The organism is Streptomyces sp. NPDC055239 (assembly GCF_053606205.1).
In genome coordinates this window covers 567,111-590,942 of record NZ_JBSGRD010000001.1, presented here as the reverse complement: position 1 = coordinate 590,942, position 23,832 = coordinate 567,111, and the positions used below count along the sequence as shown (strand labels likewise).

5 protein-coding genes are annotated in these 23,832 nt (G+C 71.3%); all 5 read right to left on the bottom strand.

The features are described from left to right. Positions 1 to 39: 39 nt before the first annotated feature. The 5 genes from ACWFRJ_RS02390 to ACWFRJ_RS02370 all read right to left on the bottom strand — a co-directional run bounded on the left by ACWFRJ_RS02390 (position 40) and on the right by ACWFRJ_RS02370 (position 23,832). Positions 40 to 1,551: a tryptophan 7-halogenase gene (locus tag ACWFRJ_RS02390; protein ID WP_453524302.1), complete on the bottom strand. Its 1,512-nt coding sequence runs from the start codon at positions 1,549 to 1,551 to the stop codon at positions 40 to 42. 112 nt (positions 1,552 to 1,663) lie between these two features. Further along, complete coding sequence (locus tag ACWFRJ_RS02385; protein ID WP_453524300.1) at positions 1,664 to 2,950, bottom strand: cation:proton antiporter; 1,287 nt, start codon at positions 2,948 to 2,950, stop codon at positions 1,664 to 1,666. Continuing rightward, the gene (locus ACWFRJ_RS02380; protein WP_453524298.1) at positions 2,951 to 3,178 is read right to left on the bottom strand and encodes an MbtH family protein; all 228 of its coding nucleotides are present in this window, start codon (positions 3,176 to 3,178) and stop codon (positions 2,951 to 2,953) included. It abuts the gene before it with no gap. 3 nt (positions 3,179 to 3,181) lie between these two features. After that, on the bottom strand, positions 3,182 to 9,661 hold the full coding sequence (locus ACWFRJ_RS02375; protein WP_453524296.1) for an amino acid adenylation domain-containing protein: 6,480 nt from the start codon (positions 9,659 to 9,661) through the stop codon (positions 3,182 to 3,184). Positions 9,662 to 9,696: 35 nt separating this feature from the next. Further along, positions 9,697 to 23,832, bottom strand: coding sequence for an amino acid adenylation domain-containing protein (locus ACWFRJ_RS02370; RefSeq protein ID WP_453524294.1), 14,136 nt, complete (start codon positions 23,830 to 23,832; stop codon positions 9,697 to 9,699).

The following is a 23,832-nucleotide window of genomic DNA, read 5'->3' as shown; positions in this document are numbered from 1 at the left end:
CCTTCTCTGCTCGGCTGCTGCTCGGCTTCTGCCTGGCTTCTACTCGGCCGGGCTCGGGGCGGACTGGGGCTGCTGCCAGAACATGCCGTCCGGTGAGGGCACCAGGCCACCGCTGAACAGGGGGGCCTCCGCTTCGGCGTCCTCCCCGAGCAGGGCGCGCATCTGGACCTGACCGCCCTCCTGCATGACTTCGCGCACCACCGAGGACTTGAACAGCGGCACCATGCTTCCCTCCTCGCTGCCGGCCAGTTCGTCGACGGCGGCGGCGAACTCCGCGGAGTCCGACGAGAAGCGCTTGGCGAGGATCTCGGCCTCCGTCAGGACGCGCTCGCCGGAGGAGACACCACCGATGAGCTCGACGAACGACTGGAGTTCGGGCCGCTCGGTCCTCGTGACCTTCTTGGCCCGCCAGAAGTAGGAGTCCTCGTCGTGGTGCATCTCGTAGAAGGACAGGAGGAATTCGTAGAAGACGCCGTACTCGCGCCGGTAGCGGGCCTCGAACTCCTTCAACGCCGTGTCCTCGTCGACGCGTTCGGACAGGACGCTGTTGATGGAGCGTGCCGCGAGCAGCGCGCTGTACGTCGCCAGGTGCACGCCCGACGAGAACACCGGGTCGACGAAGCACGCCGCGTCGCCGATGAGGACGAGCCCGGGGCGGGAGAAGGTCGTCTGGTGGTACGAGTAGTCCTTGCGGACGCGCAGCTCTCCGTACTGCCCGGTGGTGACCCGCGTGGCGTCCGCGAGGTACTCGCCGATCAGGGGGCACTCGTCGACGAGTGCCATGAGCGCCTTCTCCCGGTCGCCCTGGATCTTCTCGGCCATCTCGCGTCGCACCACGACGCCGACGCTCGTCAGCGTGTCGCTCAGGGGGATGTACCAGAACCAGCCGCTCGGGAACGCGACCGACAGGATGTTGCCCGAGTACGGTTCCGGCAGCCGCTTGCCGCCTTCGAAGTAGCCGAACAGGGCGAGGCTGCGGAAGAACTCCGAGTACTCGCGCGTGCCTCCCACTCGCTGGTACACGCGGCTCTTGTTGCCCGACGCGTCCACGACGAACGTGGCGAGGGCCCGGCGTTCGTTGCCGTCGGCGTCGGTGTACGTGACGCCCCTGACCCGCTCGTCGTCGTCGATGACGTCGAGCACCGCGCAGCCTTCGCGCACTTCGGCGCCCACCTTGCGGGCGTGCTTGAGCAGGATGTCGTCGAACTTGGACCGCTCCACCTGGTAGGCGTACGACGTGGGGCCGCTCATGCGCGGGGAGACCGCGAAGGAGAAGGTCCAGGGATCCGGGTTGGCCCCCCAGCGGAACGTGCCGCCGCGCTTGCGCGGGAACCCCGCCTTCGCCAGTTCGTCCGCGACACCGGTCAGCCTGCACACGCCGTGCACGGTGGACGGCAGCAGCGACTCGCCGATCTGGTGGCGCGGGAATACCTCCTTCTCCAGGACAAGGACCCGCCGCCCCTGCATGGCCACCAGTGCGGCGAGCGTCGATCCGGCGGGCCCTCCGCCGACCACCACCACGTCGAATTCCTCGGATTCCGGCAAGGTCATCCCTCTTCCCCTTTTCTCCCGGGCGGGAACCGAATGGTTCAGCACCTGCCCAGGGAGCCCCATTGCTCGATCCCTATTGCTCAATTGATTCTGAAATCGCCCTTCCTGGGCGTCAAGGTTGTCCATCCGCAAGGGCGGGAACGACCTTCTTCTCCGGACCGCGCGGGGTTTCCCGCTCGCGCCTGCGCCCTATCAGAGAAAGCAGCGGCCCCGTCATGAAGGTGGTGACCAATGCCATGAGTACGAGAACGGTGAAAAGCGCTGATCCGATGATCCCCGCGTTCAGTGCGACGTTCAGGACGATCAGTTCCGTGAGCCCGCGAGTGTTCACAAGGGCGGCGACGGTCGCAGACCGGTGCGCGTCCATACCGCTGATCCGCGATGCCGCGTACGCGGGACCGAGCTTGCCCAGGGTGGCGATGGCGAGGATCAACAGCAGCAGGAGGCCGCCGTTCCCGTCCAGCGAGCCGATGTTGAAGGAGAGTCCCGTCGTCACGAAGAACAGCGGGAGCAGCAGGTCGGAGGTCTGCTCCATCGGCCGCAGCACATCGGCGTCCGGCACACCGTCCCTGCGGGGCATCGTGAGGCCCGCGAGCAGTCCGCCGAACACGGGGTGCAGACCGAGCTCCGCGGTCACCCAGGCGCTGCCCAGGGCCAGGCCGAGCGCGATCGTGAGCTGGTTGGCCATCACCACCCTGGACCGCCGCATCCACCACGCGAGCACCGGACGCACCACCAGGAACAGGGCCGCCACGAACAGGGAGATCAGAAGCAGCGTCAGCTGCCACGCATGCCCGGTGGCGTGCCCGGTGCCGGCGAGCGCGGCGGCGAGGACCAGCCACGCCACCACATCCATGAACCCGGCGGCAGTCGTGGCCACGGTGCCCTCGGGGCTGCCCGCGAGCCCTCGTTCGCGGACGATCGCCGCGAGCACGGGCAGCGCGGTGACGGAGACCGCCACTGCCATGAACAGCCAGAACGTCCTGCCGTCCGCTTGCCCCGGCTGGACCGCGTCGAACGCCCCGTGGAACACCCCCACCGCGCCCACACCGAGTCCCGCGGGGACCAGGAACGCGCACAGGGCGACCGTGGCCGAGGCTCTCCCGCCCTGGCGCAGCTGCCGCCAGTCCATCTCGTACCCCACGACGAACATGAAGATCACGATGGCGATCTGCGAGAGCACGGTCAGGAACGGCAGCACCTCCGACGGGAAGAGCCGCGAGGTCGGATCGCCGGGCAGGCGGCCGAGCAGCGTCGGGCCCAGGGCGATTCCGGCGACGATCTGGCCGATGACCACGGGCTGTCCGCAGCGGCGGGCGAGGGCTCCCAGGAGGCGAGAGGCGATGACGATGAGGGCCACATCGCCGATCGCCACGGTCACCAGTGATTCCGTGTCCACCTAGGGAACCGCCGTCTCGTTCCTGCCCATCTCCGCGACGAGGCTCTTGGGGCGCATGTCCGTCCAGTTCTCCTCGATGTACGCGAGGCATTCCTGCCGGGTGCCTTCGCCGTGCGCGGTGGTCCAGCCTTCGGGGATCTCGGCGAACGCGGGCCACAGAGAATGCTGTCCCTCGTCGTTGACGAGAACCAGGAAGGTGCCGTCTTCATTGTCGAACGGATTGGTCATCGTTCAGTCCTTTTCGGTTGCTGTCCGCTGTTCCGGATTCTTTTCCTTCGCCTTGCCTGTCGTGGCACTCGTGGCACCGAGTTTCCGCGCGACAACGCGTGTGATGCGTGACAGGGCTTCGGGCTTGAGCATGTCGTAATGGCCGACAGGCACTTCGTGCGATTCGATGTCGCCCTCGATGAAGGGCTCCCAGTTCGCGACGGAATCCGCCACGGATTGTTCCCCGGTCCGGTCGGCCGCCGCCACGAAGAGCAGCAGGTCGCCGCGGGAGACGCGGGGCGTGTGGTCCGGCGCGAACCCCGACATGTTGCGGACGACCGTCTCCAGGTTCGACAGGGCCTGTTCGCTCATGCCCGACGAGCGGTAGAGGTCGGCCACGTCGGCGCCCTGCTTCTGTTGCAGTACGCCATATCCCTCCGTCGCCTCTCCCTCCTCGCCACGGAACCGCGACTTGGCGGCGCCACTGCCGGGATAGGCGTCGAGCAGCGCGAGGAGCGCCACCTCCTCGCCCAGTTCCTCGAGACGGGCGGCGACGGCTTGGGCGATGGTTCCGCCGATGGACCAGCCCAGGAGGTGGTAGGGGCCGACGGGCTGGACGGCGCGGATCTCGTCCGCGTAGTCGGCCGCCATCTCCGCGATGCTGCCCGGCAGTTGACCGGGCTGCGGCTGCGCGATCCCGCGCGCCTGCACGCCGTACACCGGCTGATCCTGCGGGAGGTACGGCAGAAGAGCCGCGTACGTCCAGCTCAGGCCCATGCCGGTGTGCAGGCAGAACAGCGGGGGGCGGCTGCCTTCCGGCCGCAGGGGCAGTATGACGCCCAAGTCGCCGCGGTTCCTGCCCGTACCCCGCCCCGCGCCGGCGCCCCGCTTCCGCTCCTGGTCCTCGGGCTGTACGGCGATGCGGCCCGTGTTCGTCAGCTTCGCGCGTTCGCCGGTACGGAACATGCGCTCGCCCGCGGGGCCGAAGGGGCAGGCGACGAACCGTTCGCCCGTGCGCCCCGGGCTGCCCGCGTAGCCGCGCGCCAGCGTGGTGCCTGCCAGGTAGAGGTCGCCCGTGACGCCCGGCGGCACCGGACGCAGACGTTCGTCGAGCACGAAGGCGCGGGTGTCCAGGACCGGGCTGCCGGTGCGGGGCCCCGATGCGGCGGCCTCCTCGGAGCCGGGCCCGTGCTCCAGCCAGATTCCGCCCGTCTCCGGCACTCCGTAACCACTCACCAGCGGAGTCGAGGGGTGCCGCTCCCTCAGGTCCTGCAACTGGTCCATGGCCTGCGGCCCACCCGCCAGGTCCACGACCAGGGCCTCGGGGGCCGTGTCAAGGAGCTCGGGGGTGGTGACCACCAGCGTCCCGGCCTCCCCCGCCGCGAGATCCTTGCCGGGTACGCCGAGCCGCACGCTCCCTCCCGCACAGAGCGCCGCGAGCAGTGGCGTCACGAGCGCCGCGGACGGAGCCCTGGCGTCAAGCAGCGGCGCCGCGCCCAACGCCGGGGAGGCCTGCATGCGGTACGTCGTGTGGGAGGCGAGCGTGCGGTGTTCGATGACGGCGCCCACGAGGACGAGCGCCGGGTGCCCCAAGAGGGCGGGACGGGTCTTCGTCGTGGGCCTGTCGGCCTCCGAAGCGATGGACGCATCGGAGCAGACCAGGATCCCGCCGCCCGGGAGGTCCACGCCCTCCAGCGGGCGGGCGGGATCCTCGGCGAGGCAGCAGGCCGCACCGGATTTCAGCACCCCGAGCAGCGCGACGACCAAGGCGTTACTGACGGGCCGCGCCACGACGACGACGCTCTCCGGGCCCACCCCCTGCTCGGTCAGCCGGTGTGCGAGCCGCTCCGCCGCGGCGTCCAACGCCTCGTACGTCAGGGAGCCGTGGAGATCCGTGACGGCGATCGCATCGGGTGTACGTGCCGCCTGCTCGGCCAGCATCTCCACCACCGTGCGCGTGACGGGTTCCGCCGCCGTGTCGTTCGCGCTCGCCACGAGCCGCCGGGCTTCGTCGCTGTCGAGCAGTACGTCGAGCGCGCTCAGGCGCTGCTCCGGATCGGTCGTCACCTGCTCGAGCACGCGGACGAACCGCTGCGCGAGCGTCTGGGCGGTCCGCCGGTCGAACAGCTCTGCCGCGTAGCGGAGTTGTCCGTCGATGCCTCCGAGATCGCCGTCGGGCTCGTACCGTTCGGTGAGGCTGAACGACAGGTCGAGCTCGGTGGCTTGCGTACCGAGGTCCAGGCGCGTGGTGCGCAGTCCTGGCAGCTCCCAGGGATCCCACGGCTCGTCGACGCTGTCGTCGACCTCCAGGAGGACCTGGAACACCGGGTGGCGCGCGAGGGACGGCGGCAGCTCCAGGCCGTCCACCAGGCGTTCGAACGGTACGTCCCTGTGCTCACGCGCCTCCTGGTTCGCCGCGAGGACCCTGCCGAGCAGCTCGCGGAACGTGGGGTCGCCGGACGCGTCCGTACGCAGGGCGAGCGCCCCCGCGAAGGGGCCCACCAGTGTTTCGAGACCGGACTCGTCCCGGCGCGGGACCCGCGTGCCGATGGTGACGTCGGTGCCCGCGCCGAGCCGGGCGAGCAGCATCACGAGGGCCGCCTGCACCACCATGAACGTCGTCGTCGCGTCGTCCTCGGTCAGATCGGCGAGACGGCCGTGCGCCTCGGCGTCGAGGCGCAGCGGTACGGTACCGGCCCGGTGCGACGCGATGGACGGCCGTGGCCGGTCGGCGGGCAGCTCGATCTCGGCGTCGATGCCCGCCAAGGCGTCGTGCCAGTACGCGAGTTGGTCGTTGACCAGGCTCTCCGGTTCCTGCTCTCCCTGGAGCAGGGTCTGTTCCCAGAGCGCGTAGTCGGCGAACTGGACGGGCAGCGGGGCCCGTTCCGGCACCCGTCCCTCGCGGCGCGCGCCGTACGCGGTGGCCAGGTCACGGACCAGGACGTCCAGCGACGTGTCGTCGGCGGCGATCCGGTGCACCACCAGAAGCAGTACGTACTCGGTGTCCGAGAGGCGCAGGAGCGTCTGCGTCCATGGCGTCCGACTGCCGAGGTCGAACGCGTGCCCGGCGCGGGTGGCCAGCAGGTCCGGCAGCTCCGCCTCGGTCGCTCGCACCACGTCCGGCACCGGGCGGGACGCGGTGGCGTCCAGGACGCGCTGCCGCATGGCGCCGCCCCGCGCTCCGTCGAAGGTGGTGCGCAGGATCTCGTGCCGTGCGGCGACATCGCCGAGGGCCGCCCGCAGCGCCTCCTGGTCAAGATCGCCACTCAGTCGCAGCGCCACCGGGATGCGGTCGATTCCCGATTCGTCGTCGAGCCGTGACATCAGCCAGGTGCGGAACTGCCCTGCCGTGACAGGGACTTCGTCGCGGTGCTCGACCGGGACCAGTACGGGCCGCGCCTTGGTGGCGAGCAGCCTGGCCACTCCTACCGGTGTCGGCGAGCCGAAGAACTGCCGGATGCCTATCTCGGCGTCGAACTCCTCGCGGATCCGTCCCGCGAGGCGCATCGCGAGGCCCGAGTCGCCGCCCAGGTCGAAGAAGCTGTCGTCGGGCCCGACCCGCTCCAGTTCGAGCACCTCGGCGAACAGACGGCACAGCGTCTCCTCGGCGGCGGTCCGGGGCCCCCGCCCCGAGACGCGCTCGGCGAAGTCCGGGGCGGGCAGTGCCTTGCGGTCGACCTTGCCGTTGCGGGTCACGGGCAGGGCGCCCAGGGCCAGCACGGCGGCCGGGACCATGTAGTCGGGCAGGGTCTCGGCAGCGTGGGCGCGGACGAGTTGGGGGTCGATGGCCTCCGTGCCCTCGGGTACGACGTAACCCACGAGGCGGCGCTCACCGGGTCCGTCCTCGCGGGCGACGACGACCGCCTGGGCCACGTCGGGATGAGCGGCCAGGGCCGCCTCCACCTCGCCCAGCTCCACACGGAAGCCCCGGATCTTGACCTGCGCGTCCGCGCGGCCGACGAAGAGAAGGTCACCCTCCTGGGAGTGGCGCTTCTCGGACCGGCGCACCAGATCCCCGGTGCGGTACATCCGCTCTCCCGGTACGTACGGGCAGGCCACGAAGCGTTCGGCGGTCAGGCCTTGGCCGTTCCAGTAGCCCTGCGCCAAGCCGGCGCACGCCACGTAGAGCTCACCGGTCACGCCCGGCGGCACCGGCTGCAGGAACGCGTCAAGGACGAAAGCCTGCCGGTGGGGCAACGGGCTCCCGATCGGGAGTACGGGGCCCATCTCGTCGCCCGGCTCCAGCACATGCCAGGTCGCGCACAACGTCGTCTCCGTCGGCCCGTACATATGGCGGACCGACACATCCGGGCAGACCTCGCGCACACGGGCGACCGAGGCGGCCGGAACCACGTCACCGCCGGTCAGCACCTCACGCAGCCCGGTGAAGCAGTCGGGTGACTCCTCGGCGAGGACGCGGAACGAACCGGCGGTCAGATGCACCGCCGTCACGCCGCCCTTCACGTGCTCACGCACCTGCTGGGCATCCACCACACCGGGCTCGGCCATCACCACGCGGCCTCCCGCGACCAGCGGGACCCACATCTCGAAGAGCGACGCGTCGAAGGCGTGCGGGGCGTGCATGAGGACCGCGTCCGCCGGGCCCACTGCCCAGTCCCGCTCCCCCACAAGGGCCGCGACGCTGCCGTGCGGCACCGCGACTCCCTTCGGCACGCCGGTCGAACCCGACGTGTACATCACGTACGCCACGTCCTGCGCCGCCACCGGAACGACCGGCTTGTCGGTGCCGCACGCCTCGAGCGCCACCCGCACCTGCGGGTCGTCGAGGACCACGAGGCGCGTGGCAGCCCGCTCCGGCACCACGCCCCGGCTCTCCGCCGTGCACACCACCCTCGCCGGAGCCGCGTCCTGAAGGACGAACGCGACCCGCTCCTGCGGCCACCCCACATCCACGGGTACGTAGGCGGCGCCCGCCCGCCAGATCCCCAGCAGGAGCTTCACCAGGTCCGGCGACCGCTCCATCACCACTGCGACACGGTCGCCCCGCCGCACCCCCATGCCCGCCAAGTACTGGGCCCAGCGTCCGGACTCCGCCCACAACTCCCCGTACGAGCAGGCCCGTTCGCTTTGGACGGCCACAGCGCCCGGAGACGACACCACCCGCCCGGCGATCAGCTCGGGCACCACCTCGCGCGGCGGCACGACAGCCGCCCCACGCTCGACGATCGCCATCGCCCCGACGCGCCCCACCACCACGGCGGGGTCGCTCACCACCCGCTCCAGCACCCGCACCAGCGATTCGAGCGCCGCCACGGCGACGCTCCGGTCGAACAGGTCCGGCCGGTACTCCAGCTTCAGGTGCATGCGTTCGCCGGGGCCGACCACCAGCGTCAGCGGATAGTGCGCCGCCTCACGCGTGAACCCCGCAGGCCTGAGCGAGAGGCTCTCGCGGTCCGGTGAAGGGGAGGCCGCCGGGGGCTGGGGAAAGCTTTCGTACACCAGGAGCGTGTCGAAGCCCGCTCCCGGGCCCGCGGCCTTCTGGATCTGCGGGAGGCCCAGGTGCTGATGAGCCATCAGCACTGTCTGGCGTTCCTGCAGTTCACGGAACATGTCCAACAGCGGTTGCGATCCGTCGATGCGGACTCGTACCGGCAGCGTGTTGATGAGGAGTCCCACCATCGATTCCACGCCCGGCAGCTCGGGAGGCCGTCCCGCCACCGTCGCGCCGAACACCACATCCGTGCGCCCCGCGAGCCGGGCGAGGACCAGCGCCCAGGCGCCCTGCACCACGGTGTTCACCGTCAGGCCATGGGTGCGCGCCAGTTCCACCACGTCTCGTGTGACCTTCTCGGGGAGGTCACCGCTCACGTTCTCGGGGAAGACGGGGAGCCGGTCGGGGACGGCCGGTGCCACGAGGGTCGGTTCGTCCGTGCCCGCGAGTTCCACCTGCCACGCGTCCCGCGCGGCTTCCCTGTCCTGTCGGCCGAGCCACTTCAGGTACTCCCTGTAGGAGGTGGTGCGCCCCAACCTGGATGCGTCGCCCCCCGCAGCGTAGATCTCGCAGAGTTCACCGATGAGGACCGGGGCCGACCAGCCGTCCATGAGGATGTGGTGGCTGGTGATGACGAGGCGGTGGCGGTTCGCGCCCCGGCGGATCAGGAGGAGGCGCAGCAGCGGTGGCGCCGCCAGGTCGAAGGGCTCGGCCCGCTCGCTCTGCGCCAGGCGTTCCAGGGCTGCGGGCTCATCGGACTCGGCGAGGCCCGACACGTCCTCCGTACGCCAGGGCAGCACCACGTCCCGCGCGATGACCTGCACCATCTGTGCCCCGCTCACCTGCCGGAAGCAGGCGCGCAGCGCGGCGTGCCGGGCGAGGAGCGCCTGCCAGGACGCCCGCAGCCTGACCGGGTCCACGGGTCCTTCGATGTCGAGCGCGGACTGCACGGTGTACACGTCCGGACCCTGGTCGTCGAAGGCGGCGTGGAAGAGCATCCCTTCCTGCAGCGGCGACAGCGGCCACACGTCCTCGACCGGTGATCGGGTCATCTCGTCTCTCCTCGGAGCCTCGGAGCCTCAGGGCTTCAGAGCGGGTTGAATCCGGCTTCGAGATCCTCGATCTGGCTCTGCGCGAGGCCGAGGAGGGGGAAGTCGGAAGGTGTGTGTCCACCGGCCGTGGGATCGGTGGTGTGGGCGGCGAGGCCGCCGAGCATGTCCAGCCAGAGTCGGCCGACGCGTCGTGCCGAGGCACCGTGTATGACCTGGCCCGCCCAGCTGAGCGAGATGGTCAGCTCGGGCCCGTCAGCAGTGTCCACGATGGCCGCGCCCGCTTCCAGGGCGTGCATGGACGGCATGTCCGGGTCGGCCGAGCCGCCGATCGCCGTATCTCCCGCCATCTGCCAGGCCGCGACCGTACGGCTTTCGGACGGGTCACCGGCGGTGAACCTGCCCAGGTAGTTGAAGCCGATCTGCGGGCTCGGCAGGGCGGCGAGCACCGGGCCCGTATCGGGATTCAGGTGGCGCAGCAGTCCGTATCCGAGTCCGTCGCCCGGCACCGCCCGCGCCTGTTCCTTGACCGTCTTCAGTAGGGCTCCGGCCGCCGGACCGCCGTCCGTCACTTCGGCCAGAGGCACGTCGGCGACGGCGAGGCGGAGCGGGTGGGTGCTGGTGAACCAGCCCATGGTGCGCGACAGTTCGGCGCCTTCGACCGGTTCACGGCCGTGGCCCTCCACATCGAGCAGTACGTGATCCGGCAGTGCGTGATGCGGTAGTACGTGATCCGGTAGTACGTGCCCGCCCTCGCCGCGCCAGCGCGTGACGGCGCCCGCGAGCGTCGCCAGGAGCACCTCGTGCACCCCGCAGTGGAACAGCGCGGGGGTCCGACCTGCCAGCGTGGCCGCCTCTTCCCGTGGGACCTGCCAGGACGCGCGGTGTGTGGTCGCGGCGGTGTCGAGGGCCGGATCCAGCGGACGCCGGCCGATGAGCGGTTCCGTGCCGTCGAGCAAGTCCGTCCACGCGTCGAGCTCCGCCACCCGGTCCGGTGCTGCGGCCTGCGCGGACAGGAGTTCCGACCAGCGCCTGAACGATGTCCCCACGGGGTCGAGCACGGGTTCCTGTCCCGCCGCGGCGGCCTCGCAGGCGAGGGCCAGGTCGGGCACCAGGACCCGCCAGGACACTCCGTCCACGGCCAGGTGGTGGACCATGAGGACCAGTCGGCCCACTCGCTCCGGGCCCGCGTCCACCCACACGACCTGGAGCATCGCGCCCCGCGCGGGGTCGAGGCGCTCGACGGCCTCCTTCGCCGCGCGTTCCGCGATCTCGTCGAGTGATGCGCCCGCCATGTCCGCCGCTTCCTCTGCGGCCACGCGGGTGACCAGGTCCGCGGGGTCCACGGACCCTCGTTCGCCGACGACGAGACGCGGCTCGGTGCCGCAGTCGCCCTCGGCGTGGCCGTCGCGGCCATCGCGGTCGCCCTCGTCCGTCGTGACCACGCGTGCGCGCAACATGTCGTGCGTGTCGAGGACGGCGGACAGACCTGTCAGGAGTACGTCGGGTGCGAGGCCGGCCGGGGCACCGACGACGGCCCACTGCGCGAACCTCGGGCGGCGTGCGGGCTCGCCCAACTCGCGCATCACCGGGGTCCAGGGCACCTCGCCGACGCCGATGTCCTCGACGGCGTCCTGCCCGGCGTCGTCGGCCGCGTCCGCCACCGTCGCGAGGCGCTCGGGGGTCTTCTCCTCGAAGATCTGCCGAGGCGTCACCACGAGGCCCGAGCGGCGGGCGCGGGAAGCCAGTTGCATCGAGGAGATCGAGTCGCCGCCAAGGACGAAGAAGCTGTCCGTGACGCCGACCCGTTCCAGGCCGAGCACCTCGGCGAACAGGCCGCACAGCAGCGCCTCGGTCTCCGTGCGCGGCTCCCGTCCCGAGACCTTCCCTGCGAAGTCGGGGGCGGGCAGCGCACGCCGGTCCAGCTTCCCGTTCGTGGTGAGGGGCAGGCGGTCAAGCGGGACGAACGCCGACGGGACCATGAAGGCGGGAAGACGGTCCGCGGCGATGTCCCGCAGGGCGGTGAGGAGTTCATCGGTGCGCCATGCCTCCGACGGATCGGGGACGACGTAGGCGACCAACTGGTGCTGCTCACCGGCCTTCCGGTCGTCACGCGCCACGACCACCGCTTGGGCGACCCCGGCGTGCGCGGCGAGGACCGCTTCGACCTCGCCCGGTTCGATCCGGTGGCCGCGCACCTTCACCTGCGCGTCCGCGCGGCCGACGAAGAGCAGTTCCCCGGTGTCGGACCAGCGCACCATGTCACCTGTCCGGTACATGCGCTCCCCGGGCACGTACGGGCACGCCACGAACCGTTCGGCGGTCAGGCCTGGCCGCGCCCAGTATCCGCGAGCCACTCCGGCGCCCGCGACGTACAGCTCGCCCGGCGTTCCCGGCGGGACGGGCTGGAGGAAGCGGTCCAGGACGAACACCTTCACGTTGGCCATGGGGCGCCCGATCGGCACTGTCTCCCGGCCCGCCTCCCGGCCTGTTTCCTGGCCTGTTTCCCGGCCTGTTTCCTGGTCCGGTGACAGGGGCGCGCTCATGGCCGCGCACACCGTCAGCTCGGTGGGTCCGTACGCGTTCACCATCCGCCGCCCGCCGGACCACCGGTCCACGAGCGCCGGAGGGCACGCCTCTCCGGCCACCACCAACGTCCGCAGCCCCGGAGGCAGTTCATCCTCCACCGCGAGCACGCTCGGGGGCACGGTGACATGGGTGGCCCCCAGGGCGCGGAGCGCCTGCCCGAGCGGCACCTGTGGCGGCAGTGCGTCCGCCCCGGCCACCACGAGCGTTCCTCCCGAGAGCAGCGCCATGCACAGTTCGGAGACCGCCGCGTCGAAGCTCAGCGAGGCGAACTGGAGCACCCGCGCGTCAGGACCCACCGCGAACCGCTCGATCTGGGCCCGCGCGAGATTGGCGAGCCCCGCATGGGGCACGACCACGCCCTTCGGGGTACCCGTCGAACCCGAGGTGTAGATCACGTACGCCGCGTTGTCCGCACCGAGCGGCGCGGTCCGCTCCCCATGTCCGATGGTGCCCGCCGCCTTCCCGGCGACGGCCGCGGCGGTTTCCGGATCGTCGAGGACGATGAGACGGCCCGCGAACCCCGTCGGCACCGAGGCCCGCGTCTCCTGCGTGCACAGCAGCACCGCGGGGTCCGCGTCCGCGAGCACGAAAGCCACCCGCTCCTGCGGGTATCCCGGGTCCACGGGCACGAAGACCCCGCCCGCCATGGACACGGCGAGGACGCAGACCACCGTCGCCACCGATCCCGGTGCGAGGACGGCCACCCGGCGCTCCGGCCCCACACCGGCCTCGATCAGGCAGCGGGCCCAGCGTCCGGCCTCGTCCTCCAACTCTCCGTATGTCAGCGAGCGCTCGCCCGACTCCAGGGCGACGGCGTCCCGCGACCGCTCCACCTGGCGCCGGAGCAGCTCGGGCAGCGTCTCCGCGGCCACCGGCACCCGCGTGCGGTTCCACTCGCCCACGACGAGCTCGCGCCGCGCCCCGCCCAGTACGCCCACCCGTCCCACGGGCGCCGACGGATCGGCGGCCATCCCTTCGAGCACGTGTCCCAGCGACGCCACGGTCTCCTCGGCCCAGGCGCGGTGGAACACGCCGGGCCGGTAGATGAACTCGCCGTGCAGGCGCTCGCCCGGTACCGCGATCAGCGTCAGCGGGTAGTGGCCGGTGTCCTCCGGTGTGCCGCCGGGGCGGATCGACAGGGTGTCGGGCTCGGAGTCGCGAAGAGGCGGGCGCGGGTAGTTCTCGTACACGACGAGCGTGTCGAAGGCGGCGCCGGGGCCCGCGAGCCTGCGGATCTCGGAGAGGCCGATGTGCTGGTGGGACATGAGCGCGACCTGTCGCTCCTGGAGGCTGGTCAGCATCGCGGCCACCGACTGCTCCGCCGACAGATCGACCCGTACGGGCAGCGTGTTGATGAACAGGCCGACCATCGACTCCACACGCGGCAACTCGGCGGGCCGCCCCGCCGCCGTCACGCCGAACACCACGTCGGTACGTCCGACGAGCCGGGCCAGGAGCAGCGCCCAGGCACCCTGCACGACCGTGTTCACCGTCAGGCCATGGCCGCGCGCCAAGTCGACAACGCTGCGGGTGAGTTCCTCGCTGAACTCGAAGGGAATGCGTTCCGGTACGGCGGGCGCGGCGGCCGACGGGTCCTCGGGAACCGTGAGGGTCGGCTCGTCCGCACCCGCGAACTCCGTGCGCCAGGCGCTCCGCGCGGCTTCCCTGTCCTGGCGTTCCAGCCAGGCCAGGTACTCCCGGTACGAGGTCGCGGCGGGCAGGGCACGCCCGTCACCACCGGCCGCGTAGATCGTGGACATCTCGGCGATCAGGACGGGCAGCGACCAGCCGTCCGTGACGATGTGGTGGTTGATGACCACCTGGGCATGCCGGTTCTCGCCGAGCCGGATAAGGAGCAGGCGCAGCAGCGGGGCCGTCGTCACGTCCAGTCGGCGAATGCGTTCGTCCTCGACGATGCGGTCCATCTCGGTGCGAGCATCGGCGGCCGAGAGACCCGACAAGTCGACCTCACGCCAAGGCAGTTCCACGGACCGTGAGATGACCTGCACCGCCTGGCCCGACGTACGTCGGTGGAAGCTCGCCCGCAGGATCGGGTGCCGGACGAGGATCGCCTCCCACGACGCCCGCAGCCGGTCCACGTCCAGCGGCCCGTCGAGGTCGAGTACGCGCAGCCCTTCGTAGAGGTCCGGCCCCTGCTCGTCGAACCCCGCGTGGAAGAGCAGCCCTTCCTGCAACGGCGAGAGCGGCCATACGTCCATCACCTCCGTTACTGCTGCCTCGAGTTCGTCGACCTCGTGCTGCGTGAGGTCGAGGAGGGAGAAGTCGGACGGAGTGTGTCCGCCCGCTGTGAAGCCGGGGGCGGCGGGGGCGGTGGTGTGCGCGGCCAGGCCCGCGAGCAGGTCGAGCCAGATCCGGGCGAGGTGTTCCGCGTCGGCCTCGTCCACCACTCCGGTGGGCCATGTCAGCGTGACGGTCAGTTCCGGCCCTTCGGCGGTGTCCTGCACCGCGGCGCCCGCTTCCAGGGCGTGCAGGGCGGGCATGTCCGGGTCGACGGAACCGCCGATCGCCTCACCACCGGCGAGCTGCCAGGGGGCGACCGGGCCGGCCGCCGACTCAGCCGTGTTCGCCGTTTTCGCCGTTTTCGCCGTGAACCGGCCCAGGTAGTTGAAGCCGATCTGCGGGGTGGGCAGAGCCGCCAGGGTCGGTGCGGTGGCGGGGTTGAGATGGCGGAGAAGACCGAAGCCGCGTCCGTCGCCGGGTACCGCCCGCGACTGCTCCTTGACCGACTTCAGAAGGGCTCCGGCCGCCGGACCGCCGGACCGCGCTTCGTCCAGGTCGATCCCGGCCGCGTCGAGACGCACCGGGTGGGTGGTGGTGAACCAACCTACGGTGCGCGACAGTTCGGCGTCCGCGAGCTGATCCCTGCCGTGGCCCTCCACATCGAGGAGTACGTGCCCGCCCTCGCCGCACCTCCAGTGCGTGACCGCGCCCGCGAGCGTCGCCAGGAGCACCTCGTGCACCCCGCAGTGGAACAGCGCGGGGGCAGTGCCCGCCAGCGTGGCCGCGAGGTGCGACGGGACGGTCCAGGACCGGCGGCGCATGGTCGCTGCGGTGTCGATGGCCGGGTCAAGGTCCCGCTTGCCGAGCGGGGGTTGGGCGGCTCCGAGCAGTGCGGTCCAGTCCGCGAGCTCGGCGGTTCGGCTCTCGCTGGTGGACTGCTCGACCAGGACGTCCGTCCACTGCTTGAACGACGTACCCACCGGGTCGAGCTCCGGCTCACGACCGGCCGCCGACGCCTCGCACGCGGCCCGCAGGTCCGGGACGAGGATGCGCCACGACAATCCGTCGACCACCAAGTGATGGACGGCGAGGGCCAGTCGGCCGGTCCGCTTCGGGCCTGCGTCCACCCAGACGGCCTGGAGCATCACACCCGCCGACGGATCGAGGCGCTTCGTGGCCTCACGGGCCGACTCCTCCGCGAGGCCGTCCAGGGAGTCGTCCGGCACGTCCGCCGCGTCGATGCGCGTGACCAGGGCCGCGGCATCGACGGAACCGCGCTGCCCCACGGACAGTTCGAGGCCGTCCCCACCGTTCGTGGTGTCCCCGCCGCTCGTGGCGCGGGCCCGCAGCATGTCGTGCGTGTCGAGAACGGCGGCCACGCCACTCACAAGGACGTCACGGCCGAGTCCCGCCGGAGCGCCGACGATCGTCCACTGCGCGAACCTGCCCCGCAGACCCCGCTCTCCGAGCGCCCGCATCACTGGTGTCCAGGGCACGTTCCCGATGCCGGATTCCCGCGTGGCCGTCTCGGCACCCACATGCCCGGCCACGGCCGCGAGGCCCGCCGGCGTCTCGTGCTCGAAGACGTCCTGCGCCTTGAGGATCAGGTGGGCGCGGCGGGCGCGGGCGACCAGTTGCATCGACATGATCGAGTCGCCGCCGAGCTCGAAGAAGCTGTCGTCGGGCCCGACCCGCTCCAGGCCCAATAACTCGGCGACCAGCGCGCACAGGATCGCCTCGGTCTCCGTACGCGGCGCGCGGTCGGTCGCTTTCCCCGCGAAGTCGGGGGCGGGCAGAGCGTCGCGGTCGACCTTGCCGTTGCGGGTCACCGGGAGGGTGTCCAGGGTGAGTATCGCCGTGGGGACCATGTACTCGGGCAGGGTCTTGGCCACGTGGGCGCGGAGGGATTCCGGGTCGGGCGATGTGCCGTCCGGGACCACGTAGCCGACGAGACGGCGTTCCGCCTGCCGGTCCTCGCGGGCGACGACAACCGCCTGAGCGACGGAGGGGTGGGCGGCCAGGGCCGCCTCCACCTCACCCAGCTCGACTCGGTACCCCCGGATCTTGACCTGTGCGTCCGCGCGGCCGACGAAGAGGAGCTCGCCGTCCTCGGACCAGCGCACCAGGTCACCGGTGCGGTACATCCGCTCCCCCGCCGCGTACGGGCAGGCCACGAACCGCTCGGCGGTCAGGCGCCGGCCGTTCCAGTAGCCCTGGGCCAACCCGGCGCCCGCCACGTAGAGCTCACCGGTCACGCCCGGCGCCACCGGCCGCAGGAACGCGTCCAGAACGAAGGTCTGCCGGTTGCTCATCGGACGCCCGACGGGAAGTACGGAACCCATCGCGTCGCCCGGCTCCAGCACGTGCCAGGTCGCGCACAGGGTCACCTCCGTCGGCCCGTACATGTGGCGGACGGAGACATCCGGGCAGGCCTCACGTACCCGGGCCACCGAAGCGGCCGGTACGACGTCCCCGCCGGTCAGCACCTCCCGCAACCCGGTGAAACAGTCGGGTGTCTCCTCCGTCAGTGCCCGGAACTGGCCGGCCGTGGCGTGGAAGGACGTCACCCCGCGCTTCACGTGCTCGCGCAACCGCTGGGCATCCACCACACCGCGCTCGGCCATGACCACGCGGCCACCGGAGGCCAGCGGAACCCACATCTCGTAGAGCGATACGTCGAAGGCGTGCGGGGCATGCATCAGGACCGCGTCCTTCGGGCCCACCGCCCAGCCACGCTCCCCCACCAGCGACGCCACGCTGCCGTGCGGCACCGCCACGCCCTTCGGTGCACCCGTCGAGCCCGACGTGTACATCATGTACGCCACGTCCCGCGCCGTCACGGGCACGATCTGCTGCCCGGTTTCCCGCTCGGCCAGCGCTGCCCGCACCTGCGGGTCGTCGATGACCACGACGTGGGCGGCAGCTCCGTCCGGCACCACGCCCCGGCTCTCCGACGTGCAGACCACGGCCACCGGAGCCGCGTCCTCCACGACGAAGGCGACCCGCTCGACCGGCCACCCCACATCCACCGGCACATAGGCGGCGCCCGCCCGCCAGATCCCCAGGAGCAGCGTCGGCAGGTCCGGCGACCGCTCCATGACCACCGCTACACGGTCACCCCGCCGCACCCCTACGCCCGCCAAGTACTCGGCCCAGCGACCTGATTCCTCCCACAACTCCCCGTAGAGGAGCGTCTGTTCTCCCTCGACCGCCACCGTGTCCGGCGCCGACTCCACCCGTCCGGCGATCAGTTCAGGAACGGTTCCGCCGAAGGCCTGCACCTCTGTGGCGTTCCACTCCTCCACGACCGACACGCGGTCCGCGGCGTCCAGGGTGTCCACCCGCGCCACAAGGACCGAGGGGTCCGCCACCAGTTGTTCAAGGACGCGGACGACCTGACGCGCCGTCCGGAGAGAGCTCTCCCGGGCGATCAGATCGGGCCGGTAGGTCACGAGAACGCGGAGCCTGTCGGCGGGGACGACTCCGACCGCCAGCGGGTAATGCGTTCCGGCCAGGGTGCTGAGCTGGGTGATCGTGACCTCGTCGTCGGCCGGTCCGGGCAGGGTGGCCGAGTTCCGCGGGTAGTTCTCGAACATCAGCATGGTGTCGAAGGTCGCGCCGGGACCGGTGAGTTGCTGGATCTCCGACAGGCCCAGGTGCTGGTGGGCGATCAGCGCCGACTGGTGTTCCTGGAGCTCGGCGAGCATCTTCAGGACCGGCCGGCCGGCGTCGAGCCGCACGCGTACGGGCAGGGTGTTGATGAAGAGGCCGATCATCGACTCGGCGTCGGGCAGCTCCGGGGGCCGCCCGGCCACGGTGCCGCCGAACACGACGTCCGTGCGCCCGGCGAGGCGCGCGAGGACGAGCGCCCAGGCGCCCTGCACGACGGTGTTCACCGTAAGACCATGGGTGCGGGCCAGCTCGGTCAGCGCACGGGTCTTCTCCGGGGAGAGTTCCGCCGAGCTGACCTCGGGCACGACCGGCGGCCGTCCCGGGTCCACGGGTGCCACCAGTGTCGGCTCGTCCGCGCCGGTCAGCTCCGTCCGCCAGGCGCTCCGTGCGGCGTCCCTGTCCTGGCGTTCCAGCCAGGACAGGTAGTCGCGATAGGAGGCGGCGGGGGTCGGCTTCAGGTGCGTCGCATCGCTGCTCGCCGCACCGCTGCTCACCGCGCCAGCGTCTGCCGCGCCACCGCCTGCCGCGCCACGGCCCGCCGCGGCACCCCTCGCCGCGTACAGCGCGGACACCTCGTTGAGAATGACCGGCATCGACCAGCCGTCCACCAGGATGTGGTGGCTGGTGACGGCGAGGCGGTGCCGGTTCTCGCCGAAGCGGATGAGCAGCAGGCGCAGCAGAGGCGCCTTCGTCAGATCGAAGCGCTCCGCCATCTCGCGCTCGGTCAGGCGCTCGGCCTCCGCGTGCGCTTCGGCGTCCGCCAGCTGCGACACGTCGGCCTCGCGCCAGGGGAGTTCCACTCGCCGCGCGACGACCTGTACCGCCTGGCCCGACTCGGGCCGGTGGAAGCTCGCCCGCAGTGCCGCGTGCCGGGCGAGGAGTGCCTCCCAGGATGCGCGCAGCCTGTCCACGTCCAGCGGCCCGTCCAGTGCCATGAGCCGCTGGCTCTGATAGACGTCCGGCCCTTCCTCGTCGAACGTGGCGTGGAACAGCATCCCTTCCTGCAACGGCGACAACGGCCATACGTCCACCAAATCCCTTGCCTCAGCCTCCAGTTCCTTGACGTTCTGCTGTGTGAGGTCGAGGAGAGGGAAGTCGGACGGGGTGTGTCCACCGGCGCCGGGGTCGGTGGCATGGGCGGCCAGACCGCCGAGCACCTGCTCCCAGACGCGGCCGAGCTCTGCCGCATCGGCGTCGTCGAGTAGCCCGGTGGGCCAGCTCAGCGTGACGGTCAACTCCGGCCCGTCAGGCGTGTCCTGTACGGCAGCGCTCGCTTCCAGGGTGTGCAAGGCCGACGTTTCCGGGTCGATCGAGCCGCCGATGGCCTCGCTTCCGGACAGCTGCCAGGGAGCCGCCCCGCCGTTCGCCGTGCTCGCCGTGTTCACCGTGCTCGCGGTGAAGCGGCCGAGGTAGTTGAAGCCGATCTGCGGGCGCGGCAGAGCGGCAAGCACCGGTGCGGTGTCGGGATTGAGATGACGCAGCAGACCGAACCCGAGCCCGTCCCCCGGTATCGCCCGCGCCTGCTCCTTGACCGCCTTCAGCAGCACCCCGGCCGCCGGACCACCCGCCACCACCTGGCCCACGTCGACGCCGCCGACATCCAACCTGACCGGGTGCGAGCTGGTGAACCAGCCCACCGTGCGCGTCAGCTCCGCGCTGCCGAGCGGCCCGCGCCCATGACCCTCCACGTCCACCAGCACCGAGGCCGCCGACCGACGCCGCCAGCGGGCGACCGCACCGGCCAGGGACGCGAGCAGCACCTCGTGCACACCGCAGTGAAAGACCGCCGGCACCCTGCCCACCAGAGTGGCGGCGCGTTCCGCCGTCACTGTCCACGAACGGCGACGCATGGTTGCTGCGGTGTCCTGACTGGGCACCAGCTCCCTTACACCTAAAGGCAGTTCGGTCTCGCCGAGCAGCTCGGACCATTCCGTCAGTTCGGCCGTCCGCCCCTCGCCCCTCGCCTCTTCGACCAGCGCTTCGGCCCACTGCTTGAACGGTGTTCCCACCGGGTCAAGACGCGGCTCCCGCCCGGCCGCCAACGACTCGCAGGCGGACTTCAAGTCCGGCAGGAGAATCCGCCACGAGACGCCGTCCACCACCAAGTGGTGCACCACAAAGGCCAGTCGTCCGATACGCCCCGGCCCCGCATCCACCCACACCACCTGGACCATCACACCTGCGGCGGGATCAAGCCTCCCCACCGCCTCGCGTGCGGCCCTCGCCGCAACGTCATCCAGCGAATCGGCCGACGCGTCCTGAGCGTCGAAACGGACGACCAACCCCTCGGCAGCCACCGAACCCCGTTGCCCCACCGACAACTTGGGCTCGACTCCACCGTCCATCACGCGCGCCCGCAGCATGTCGTGCGCGTCGAGTACGGCACCCACACCACCCACCAGCACATCCCGGCCGAGGCCTTCCGGAGCGCCGACGATCATCCACTGCGCGAACCTCCCCCGCAGACCCCGCTCGCCCAGCTCCCGCATCACCGGCGTCCAGGGCACCTCACCCACACCCGCGTCCCGTGAGGATTCGGCGCCGTATCCCCTCTGCCCAGCCTGTCCGGTCTGTCCGGCGACAAGTGCGAGCCGCTCCGGGGTCTTCTCGTCGAAGACCTGCCGAGGCGTGAGGACCAGGTCGGCGCGGCGGGCTCGTGCGACCAGTTGCATCGACATGATCGAGTCGCCGCCCAGCTCGAAGAAGCTGTCCTCGACGCCGACCCGCTCAAGACCCAGCAGTTCGGCGAACAGGCCGCACAGAATCGACTCGGCCTCCGTGCGCGGTGCGCGCTCCGTCGCCCTCGCCGCGAAGTCGGGCGCGGGCAGAGCCTTGTGGTCGACCTTGCCGTTGCGGGTGACGGGGAGTTCGTCCAGCGGAAGTACGGCGGTCGGCACCATGTAGTCGGGCAGCGTTTTGGCCACGTGTGCGCGGATCAGGGCAGGGTCCACGCCCTCCGGGTTCCTGGGTACGACGTAGCCGACCAGACGGCGCTCGCCCGGACCGTCCTCGCGGGCGACCACCACCGCCTGCGCCACGGCGGGATGCGCGGCGAGCGCTGCCTCCACCTCGCCCAGCTCCACCCGGAAGCCGCGCACCTTGACCTGCGCGTCCGCGCGCCCGATGAAGAGCAGTTCGCCCGTGTCGGACCAGCGCACCAGGTCACCGGTGCGGTACATCCGCCCGCCCGGCTCGAACGGGCAGGCCACAAAGCGTTCCGCCGTCAGTTCCGCCCGGCCCCAGTACCCCTGTGCCAGGCCCTCGCCCGCCACGTACAGCTCCCCGGTCACGCCCGACGGCACGGGCTGGAGGAAAGCGTCCAGGACGAAGACACGCCGGTTGCCCAAGGGGCGCCCGATGGGCAGCACCGACCCCACCGCGTCACTGGGACCCCAGACCCTCCAGGTCGCGCACAGGGTCACCTCGGTCGGCCCGTACAGATGGCGTACGACCACGTCGGGGCAGGCCTCGCGCACCCGTGCCACGGACGCGACCGGGACCACGTCCCCGCCCGTCAGGACCTCGCGCAGTCCGGCGAAGCAGTCCGGCGACTCCCCTGCGAGGACACGGAACGAACCGGCGGTCAGATGTACCGATGTGACCCCGTGCGCCGCGTGCTCCCGCACCTGCTCGGCGTCCACCGCGCCCGGCCCCGCGACCATCACGCGGGCACCGGCGGCCAGCGGGACCCACACCTCGAAGAGCGATACGTCGAAGGCGTGCGGGGCGTGCATCAGGACCGCGTCGTCCGGGCCGACCGACCAGCCACGCTCCCCCACAAGCGCGACGACACTGCCGTGCGACACCGCCACGCCCTTCGGCACGCCCGTGGAACCCGATGTGTACATCACGTACGCCACGTCGTCCGCGCCCACGAGCACAGGGGAATCGCCGGCAGCGGACGCGGCCAGCGCCTCCCGCACGCGCGGGTCATCGATCACGACCAGTTCGGCGCCGCCCTCCGGCACGGCGGCCCGGGTCTTCTCCGTGCACAGCACGACGACCGGAGCCGAGTCCTCGAGGACGAAGCCCACGCGCTCCAGCGGCGAGCCCGCGTCGACCGGCACATAGGCGGCGCCCGCCCGCCACACCCCAAGGAGCAGCGGAAGGAGATCGGCCGACCGTTCCATCACGACCGCGACGCGGTCTCCGCGCCGCACGCCCCCATCCGCCAAGTACCGGGCCCAGCGACCGGACTCCATCCACAACTCCGCGTACGACAAAGTCCGTTCGCCCTCGACCGCCACCGCACCCGGCGACGACTCCACACGTCCCGCTATCAGCTCCGGCACCAGGCCGCCGGGCTCCTCGCCCGCCGTGCCGCCCCATCCCTCCACGACCAGTCCGCGCTCGGGCGCGGCGAGCACCCCGACGCGTCCCACGAGTACCGACGGATCCGCCACCAGTTGGTCGAGTACGCGCACCAGCCACGCGAACACCGACTCGGCGGTCTCACGGTCGAACAGGTCGGGGCGGTAGTCGAGCTTGCAGAGCATCCGTTCGCCGTCGGGTGCCACCACCAGCGTGAACGGGTAGTGGGCGGTCTCCTGACCGGCGGCGAGACGCACGGTGAAGGTGTCGGGCGACGGGGCCTCGGCGGGCGGGCTCGGATAGTTCTCGTACACCACGAGCGTGTCGAAGACCGCGCCGCCGGATTCGGCGAGCCCTTGCACCTCGGGCAGGCCCAGGTGCTGATACGCCATCAACGACGACTGGCGTTCCTGGAGTTCGGCCAGCATCCGTGCCACTGATTGTTCGGCGTCGAGCCGGACGCGCACGGGCAGCGTGTTGATGAACAGGCCGACCATGGACTCGACGCCCGTCAGCTCCATCGGCCGACCCGCCACGGTGGCACCGAACACCACGTCCGTGCGCCCGGCGAGCCGCGCGAGGACCAGTGCCCACGCGCCCTGCACCACCGTGTTGACGGTCAGACCGTGGCCACGGGCGAACCGTGTCAGGCCCTCCGTCAGTTCCTGGGGGATCTCGTTGATCAGGCTCTCCGGGGGCATGGGCGCACGGCTCGAGTCCGCCGGAGCCACCAGCGTCGGCCCGTCCGCCCCCGCCAGTTCCGCCTGCCACGCGGCCCGCGCCGCGTCCTTGTCCTGGCGGGACAGCCAGGCCAGATACTCCCGGTAGGACGTGACGGGCGGCAGCCCTGAGGTGTCTCCGCCCGCCGCGTAGGTGGCCGAGAGTTCGCCGAGCAGCACCGGCATGGACCAGCCGTCCATCAGGACGTGGTGGCTGGTGACCACCAGACGGTGCTGCTCCGCGCCGATCCGGATCAGCAGGAGCCGCAGCAGCGGCGCAGCGGCGAGGTCGAAGCGCTCGGCCCGCTCCAGGCCCGCGAGTCGGTCAGCCTCGGCCGACGCGTCCTCTGCCTCGAGCCCGGAGAGATCGGCCGCGCGCCACGGCAGCTCCACGTCCCGCGCGATGACCTGCACCGCCTCACCCGTCTTGCGCCTGCGGAAGCTCGCCCGCAGTGCCGCGTGCCGGGCCAGGAGCGCCTGCCATGACGCCCGCAGCCGGTCCGAGTCCAGGGGGCCGGTCAGTTCGAGCAGCCGCTGCCCCTGGTAGACGTCGGGACCCTCGCTGTCGAAGGCGGCGTGGAAGAGCAGCCCTTCCTGCAGTGGCGACAGCGGCCACACGTCCTCGACAAGGGATCGGGTCAT